The organism is Acinetobacter sp. UBA3025 (assembly GCF_002367915.1).
Taxonomy (GTDB): domain Bacteria; phylum Pseudomonadota; class Gammaproteobacteria; order Pseudomonadales; family Moraxellaceae; genus Acinetobacter.
Genome location: NZ_DFDO01000255.1, coordinates 1 through 6,522, shown reverse-complemented (window position 1 = coordinate 6,522; position 6,522 = coordinate 1). Strand labels below are relative to the sequence as shown.

At 43.8% G+C, this 6,522-nt stretch carries 5 protein-coding genes and 1 pseudogene; all 6 read left to right on the top strand.

The genetic code is table 11. From position 1 onward, the window contains the following. Positions 1-883, top strand: a pseudogene (locus B4J23_RS10800) (putative bifunctional diguanylate cyclase/phosphodiesterase); the annotation flags it as partial. Between the two features lie 287 nt (positions 884-1,170). Then, positions 1,171-2,763: a peptide chain release factor 3 gene (locus tag B4J23_RS10795; RefSeq protein WP_166136331.1), complete on the top strand. Its 1,593-nt coding sequence runs from the start codon at positions 1,171-1,173 to the stop codon at positions 2,761-2,763. Positions 2,764-2,858: 95 nt separating this feature from the next. Further along, complete coding sequence (locus tag B4J23_RS10790; RefSeq protein ID WP_291360577.1) at positions 2,859-3,686, top strand: hypothetical protein; 828 nt, start codon at positions 2,859-2,861, stop codon at positions 3,684-3,686. A gap of 49 nt (positions 3,687-3,735) precedes the next feature. After that, positions 3,736-4,698 (top strand): RsiV family protein, encoded by a 963-nt coding sequence (locus tag B4J23_RS10785; protein ID WP_291360575.1) that lies wholly within the window; start codon positions 3,736-3,738, stop codon positions 4,696-4,698. After that, positions 4,695-5,516 (top strand): TatD family hydrolase, encoded by an 822-nt coding sequence (locus B4J23_RS10780; protein WP_034589837.1) that lies wholly within the window; start codon positions 4,695-4,697, stop codon positions 5,514-5,516. Before B4J23_RS10785 ends, B4J23_RS10780 begins: the two co-directional genes overlap by 4 nt. A gap of 129 nt (positions 5,517-5,645) precedes the next feature. Further along, on the top strand, positions 5,646-6,452 hold the full coding sequence (locus tag B4J23_RS10775) for an enoyl-ACP reductase FabI (protein WP_291360573.1): 807 nt from the start codon (positions 5,646-5,648) through the stop codon (positions 6,450-6,452). The last annotated feature ends 70 nt before the right edge of the window (positions 6,453-6,522 follow it).

Here is a 6,522-nt window from a genome sequence, read left to right as displayed (position 1 = left end):
GGCCAGAATCTGCAAGATTTGCTGATCAATGCAGATGCCGCTATGTTGACTTCCAAGTATCAGGGACGGAATACCTATTCTGTTTTTAATTTCTCGACCGACCAGCATGAAAGCAAGAGCCAGAGTAGACTGATCAATGATCTGTATAAAGCACTAGAAGAGCAGCAATTTATCTTGGTTTATCAGCCAAAATTTACCCATGATGAGCAGATCTGTGGTGTAGAAGCGCTAATCCGCTGGAAGCACCCATTGCATGGTTTGTTGGGTCCGAACATTTTTATTCCGGGGGCAGAAAAAACCGGTCTGATTATTCCGATGGGCTTCTGGGCTTTGGAGCAGGCCTGTAAACAAATTCAGCTTTGGGAAGCTGATCATGCTGATTTTTTCCCGATCGGCGTCAATTTATCTGCAATTCAGTTTGAGCATAAGCATCTGATCAGTACGCTGGAGCAACTTCTGAATCAATATAAAATTGATCCTCAACATTTGATGATTGAGATTACTGAATCGACTGCCATGCATCATATTGATTCGAGTATCCGGACTTTGCAGCAGTTGCGTCAAATGGGCATCCAGCTAGCGATTGATGATTTTGGTACTGGGCATTCCAGCTTTCTGTATTTAAAAAAACCTGCCTGTCGATGAGTTAAAAATTGACAAGGAATTTATTCAGGGTCTGAGTGCAGGTTCCAAGGAAGAAATGATTCTGGAAAGTATTATTCAGCTGGCCATTAAACTCGGCCTGAAAGTAACGGCTGAAGGAATTGAAACTGTGCAGCAAGCGGAAATTTTGACCCGTTTGGGCTGTCAGCAGATGCAGGGCTATCTGCTGGGTAAACCGATGGATGTTGAGCAACTTGAAGCTAGGACCTTTGTTTCTTAAATTCAGTAAATCACTATTTCGAATTTTTTGTTATTAAACTAATCAATTGTAAATTATAAAATTTATGTGGTTATCGATTTATAATTTTTAGATTGAGTAGTGAATTCAATCTGCTAAATAAACGAGTCAAAAAAATATCAGTTCAACCTAAAAAGAGAATGGGAAACTACGATTTCTCCAGTTTATAGGGCTGCTTATTGGCTCTAGAAATCTGCTACAATATCGTCAATTTTTCATATTGATCGTATTTGATCTTGAGCACTGCGGTTCTGCAGTAGGTACTTTCCATGAGTTTTAAAGATGAGTTAGCGGCGCAGGTCGCTCAGCGACGTACATTCGCCATTATTTCCCACCCCGATGCCGGTAAAACCACCATGACAGAAAAACTGCTGTTATGGGGTCAGGCCATTCAGGTTGCAGGTATGGTGAAAAGCCGTAAATCGGATCGTGCAGCCACTTCTGACTGGATGGAAATGGAAAAAGAGCGTGGGATTTCGATCACCACGTCCGTCATGCAGTTCCCGTTCAAGGACAAGATGATTAACCTGCTCGATACCCCGGGACATGAAGATTTCTCGGAAGATACTTACCGTACCCTCACTGCGGTAGACTCAGCGCTGATGGTGATTGACGGTGCAAAAGGTGTCGAGGAACGTACCATTAAATTGATGGAAGTGTGTCGTATGCGTGACACCCCCATCATTTCTTTCGTCAACAAAATGGACCGTGAAATCCGTGAGCCTTTAGAGCTGCTGGATGAAATTGAAAATGTCCTGAAAATTAAATGTGTGCCGATTACCTGGCCACTCGGTACAGGACGTGACTTTGCAGGTGTCTATAACCTGCTCGAAGAAAAGTTCTATGTCTATAAAGCCGGTTTTGGTTCAGTGATTACTGATATCGAAGTTCGTGATGGCTATGATCATGCAGACTTACGTGAAAAAGTCGGAGAGCTGGCTTGGGCTGCGTTTGAAGAATCGTTGGAACTGGTACAAATGGCGAATGAGCCATTAGATCGTGAAGAATTCCTGGCAGGCCGTCAAACTCCAGTGCTGTTCGGTACTGCTTTGGGTAACTTCGGTGTCGACCATGTTCTGGATACATTTAGCGAATATGCACCGCCTCCCAAAGCGCATCCAACTCAAGACCGTAAAGTAGAGGCGGATGAAGAAGGTTTCACAGGCTTTATCTTCAAGATTCAGGCCAATATGGACCCGAAACACCGCGACCGTATTGCTTTCATGCGAATCTGTTCAGGTAAGTATGAAAAAGGCATGAAAATGAAGCACGTGCGTATCGATAAAGAGATCCGTATTAGCGATGCCTTGACCTTCCTGGCCGGTGACCGTCAGCATCTGGAAGAAGCATGGCCGGGTGATATAATCGGTCTGCATAACCACGGTACCATCCAGATCGGTGATACCTTCACTTCCGGTGAAAAACTGCAATTTACCGGTATTCCGCACTTTGCGCCGGAAATGTTCCGCCGTGTCCGTCTGAAAGATCCATTGAAGTCAAAACAGCTGCAAAAAGGTCTGAAAGAGCTTTCTGAAGAAGGTGCGACTCAGGTATTCATGCCACAAAACAGCAATGACCTGATTGTCGGTGCTGTGGGTGTGTTGCAGTTCGAGGTGGTAGCGTATCGTCTGAAAGAAGAGTACAAGGTGGACTGTATTTATGAGCCAGTGAGCATCAATACAGTACGTTGGGTGTCTTGTGCAGATGAGAAGAAATTCAACGAATTCAAGAAAAAAGCCCATGACCAGTTATCTGTAGATGGTGGTGGTCACTTGACTTATCTTGCACCAAGCCGGGTGAATTTACAGCTGATGCAAGAACGTTATCCAGATATCGTATTCCGTAATACACGCGAACACTAAGCCTTCAGGCTTGGAAAATGTTAAACAGCTTCTCCGGAAGCTGTTTTATTTTGTGCTACATTTAAACGACTCATTACTTATATCTCTAAAAAATCATGAAGTTTAGTAAGGAAATCCTGCTCGGCTCAGTCATTGGCTGTAGTTTGTTACTTGGAGCATGTGATAAAAATGAAAAAAAACAGCCAGCTACGGAACAGAAAAAATCTGCAGCAGTCACCCCTGAAGAAAAAGCCAAAGTTTTGCCTTATCTGAATATTCAGGAGAAATCGGCCGATATTGCCTTGCCATTTTGTGAAACTAAAAACTGTATTAATCTGGATATTCAGACCTTAAAGACAGCTGATTCCTGGCTAAACCAGTCTATTGAAAAACAGCAGGCAAAAGTCATTCAGGATCAAATTGGCCTAAAGCAGGATATGAGTGTGCAGCAGGCGGTTAATGCCTATGTAAAAAAATCAGATGCCTGGCAAGCCCAGCTCAAACTGAACAAGGCCTATGAGTTATCGCTGTATACCCGCATTCCTTATCAGCGCAATCAATTTGTGTTAATGCAAATTGGGGTAGACAGCACACAGGAAAATATCCGCGTTAATGAACGCTATTATTTTTTTGTGGCTGACCGGCTGCAGCAAAAAATACTCAGTCCTCTGGATATTATCAATCCTGAACAGCAGTTGCAGATGGACCAAATTGTGCAGCAGGCTTACCAAAAATGGTTAAAGGACAATAATGCAGAAGTCCAGCAGAAAGCTCCAAAAAAACTGTATTGGGGGCAGACGGACTGGTTCTTTGATCAGGAAGGAATTGGTCTACATTATCGTAGTCAGGAAATTAGCAAAGATGCCAAACAACTGGACATCTATTTAACCAAAGAACAAACACAACAAGTCTTGAAAGTGGATATTTATCAGAATATGTTCTAACAGGTAGGTCCTGCAAGGATAAATGATGATGTTGAACAAAGGTTAATGCATGTCAAATTATAAGAATGTTTTATGTCTGTCAGTATTGGCATCGGCGGTTTTGCTGAGTGCCTGCCAGCCTAAGGAAAGAGAGCCAAAAGAGCCTGCTGCGCCTGAAGTGGTACAGGCTCAGCCTGAAGTGTTGAAGCTGAGCGGTGATACTGAGAAGCTGAAACTGGCCATGCCTGAATGTGAAGGAAAAAACTGTCCTGAGATTTCTATTGAGCGATTGAAAAGCAATCAGCCATTTATTGATGAATGGATAGATCAGCAGATTCTGCAGCAGCTACAGGGTATTTTGTCTATTGATGCGATCGAACCGGCGAAACCATCGGCTGCCAGTGAAGCTGAAGCCGCTGCTTCCGAACCGCAAACCGCATTAGCCAATGTCAAAACTCCAAAACAGCAGCTTGAAGAGCAGATTCAGCCGCATATGCAGACTTTCCTGAATCTGGACAAGGAACTGAAAGCACTCAGTGCCAGCCATAGTATCAGTCTGATGATCAAACCGAGAATTCTGCAGTCTGGCGATCCACTCGCGACTGTGGTCTTAAACAGTACCCATTATCTCGGTGGTGCGCATGGCGCTTCTGCTCAGACTTACTACAATTTTGACCTTGAGCAGAAAAAGCTGATTAAGCTGGACGATATCATTCTGCCTAAACAAAAGGCTCAACTTGAAGCCAAAGCTTATGAGGCTTTTAAAGCCTGGGTGATGGAATCCAAACTGGCCAATGATGTAGCTGAATATGAACAGGCCTGGAAATTCAAACTGACTGATAATTTCTATCTGTCTAAACAAGGATTGGCACTGCAATATGCCGAATATGAGATTGGTCCTTATGTGGTGGGTTTGCCACGTCTGGTCATTCCTTATGAACAGCTGAATGGCATTCTGAAACCTGAATATCTGCCTCAAACAGAGAACGCTGCTTCAGAAGCCGAGCCTGCAACTCCTGCCAAAGCACGCTGATGGTTTCGTTATTTGATACCCATACCCATTTTGATGTTCCCGATTTTGATCATGATCGGGAACAGCTGGCTTATGCATCCAAAGCAGCAGGGGTGGAGCATCTGGTCTTAATTGGTTTTTTACAGAGCCGGTTTAAGGATTTATTGCAGACGCATCATTTTATTAATCAGTTAGACAATGCGCCTCAAAGTCATCTGGCACCCGGCCTGCATCCATTTTATATTGAGCAGCATCAACCTGAGCATTTACAGGATCTGGAGCAGTTATTAAGCACAGAGCCTTGTATTGCCATTGGTGAAATTGGTCTGGATACTTTCGATAAACGGCATAAACAGCCGGAACTTTTCCAGAAACAGAAAGATTTTTTTGCTGCACAGCTGGAACTGGCGCAGCAGTTTGATAAACCTGTGTTACTGCATATCCGTAAATCTCATGCCGATGTTTTACAGATTCTAAAACAGCATCAGTTTAAACAAAGTGGTATTGCCCATGCTTTTGGTGGCGGGATTGAAGAAGCCAAAGCCTTTATTAAACTGGGCTTTAAGCTTGGGATAACAGGGCAAATCACCAATCCGAATGCCAAAAAACTGCACCAAGTCGTACAGCAGGTAGGACCGGAACATCTGGTGCTTGAAACCGACTGTCCGGACATGACGCCCTTATGTTGCCAGCATTCTACTGAGCAGCGAACTCGCAATACGCCTGCCAATCTGCCTTATGTCCTGCAAGGCCTGGCCAAGAGTCTGCACATGGATCAAGATGAACTGGCACAGCAGCTCTGGAAAAATACCCATCAGGCTTTACATCTGGCGATCTAAGATAAAACCATACATCGGTCGGAAACTGGATTCCAATTTATGATCCAGTGAAAAAAAGGCGCATTATGCAATTTCTAAAATGCTTTAGACTTGGCATCATGCATATAAATTATTTTGAGTGAGATTCACATGGCACAAGGACTATTGGCGGGTAAGCGCTTCTTGATCACAGGTATTGCAAGTAAATTATCAATTGCTTTTGGTATTGCTCAGGCATTACATCGTGAAGGTGCAGAACTCGCTTTTACTTATCCAAATGAAAAGCTGAAAAAACGTGTAGATGATTTTGCTGCACAATTCGGTTCGGAATTGGTTTTTCCTTGTGATGTGGCCGTAGATGCTGAAATTGACAATGCATTTGCAGAACTGGCAAAACACTGGGATGGTCTGGATGGCGTCGTACATTCAATCGGTTTCGCACCAGCACATACTTTAGATGGTGATTTCACTGACGTGACGGATCGCGAAGGCTTTAAGATTGCCCATGACATCAGTGCTTACAGCTTTATCGCGATGGCACGCGCTGCGAAGCCATTACTGGCTGCACGTCAAGGCTGCCTGTTAACGCTGACTTATCAAGGTTCTGAGCGTGTGATGCCAAACTACAATGTGATGGGTCTGGCGAAAGCTTCTTTAGAGGCAGGTGTACGTTACCTGGCATCTAGCTTGGGCGCAGAAGGTATTCGTGTCAATGCGATCTCAGCCGGTCCAATCCGTACATTAGCAGCGTCTGGTATTAAATCGTTCCGTAAAATGCTGGACCTAAATGAAAAAGTGGCTCCACTAAAACGCAATGTGACCATTGAAGATGTCGGTAATGCAGCATTGTTCCTGTGCTCACCATGGGCGAATGGGATTACTGGTGAAATCATGTATGTCGATGCGGGTTATAACACAGTAGGTATGAGTGCTGAACTGATGCTGGATGCAGAATAAGTCGCTTTAAAAGATTAATTCTCAGCAAAGAAAACCCCTCATTATTGAGGGGTTTTTATTTTTAATTCTA